The following is a 1,075-nucleotide window of genomic DNA, read 5'->3' as shown; positions in this document are numbered from 1 at the left end:
CCTTGAGCCAAGTTTGGTCCGCTTAACGGACTATCAGACTTTAAACTGAAGAGTTTGATCATGGCTCAGATTGAACGCTGGCGGCAGGCCTAACACATGCAAGTCGAGCGGAAACGATCCTAGCTTGCTAGGAGGCGTCGAGCGGCGGACGGGTGAGTAATGCATAGGAATCTGCCCGGTAGTGGGGGATAACCTGGGGAAACCCAGGCTAATACCGCATACGCCCTACGGGGGAAAGCAGGGGATCTTCGGACCTTGCGCTATCGGATGAGCCTATGTCGGATTAGCTAGTTGGTGAGGTAACGGCTCACCAAGGCTGCGATCCGTAGCTGGTCTGAGAGGATGATCAGCCACATCGGGACTGAGACACGGCCCGAACTCCTACGGGAGGCAGCAGTGGGGAATATTGGACAATGGGCGAAAGCCTGATCCAGCCATGCCGCGTGTGTGAAGAAGGCCTTCGGGTTGTAAAGCACTTTCAGTGAGGAAGAAAGCCTTGAGGTTAATACCCTCGAGGGAGGACATCACTCACAGAAGAAGCACCGGCTAACTCCGTGCCAGCAGCCGCGGTAATACGGAGGGTGCGAGCGTTAATCGGAATTACTGGGCGTAAAGCGCGCGTAGGCGGCTTGATAAGCCGGTTGTGAAAGCCCCGGGCTCAACCTGGGAACGGCATCCGGAACTGTCAGGCTAGAGTGCAGGAGAGGAAGGTAGAATTCCCGGTGTAGCGGTGAAATGCGTAGAGATCGGGAGGAATACCAGTGGCGAAGGCGGCCTTCTGGACTGACACTGACGCTGAGGTGCGAAAGCGTGGGTAGCAAACAGGATTAGATACCCTGGTAGTCCACGCCGTAAACGATGTCGACTAGCCGTTGGGCTCCTTGAGAGCTTTGTGGCGCAGTTAACGCGATAAGTCGACCGCCTGGGGAGTACGGCCGCAAGGTTAAAACTCAAATGAATTGACGGGGGCCCGCACAAGCGGTGGAGCATGTGGTTTAATTCGATGCAACGCGAAGAACCTTACCTACCCTTGACATCGAGAGAACTTTCCAGAGATGGATTGGTGCCTTCGGGA

At 55.5% G+C, this 1,075-nt stretch carries 1 rRNA gene; it reads left to right on the top strand.

The window, feature by feature from the left end:
* Positions 1-42 precede the first annotated feature (42 nt).
* Positions 43-1,075 (top strand): 16S ribosomal RNA (locus EBB56_RS21770); the annotation flags it as partial.

Origin of the sequence: Halomonas sp. YLB-10, from assembly GCF_003856855.1 — a bacterium.
GTDB classification, from domain to species: domain Bacteria; phylum Pseudomonadota; class Gammaproteobacteria; order Pseudomonadales; family Halomonadaceae; genus Halomonas; species Halomonas litopenaei.
Note: the sequence above shows the minus strand (reverse complement) of the source record. Positions and strands in the feature narration are given on the sequence as shown.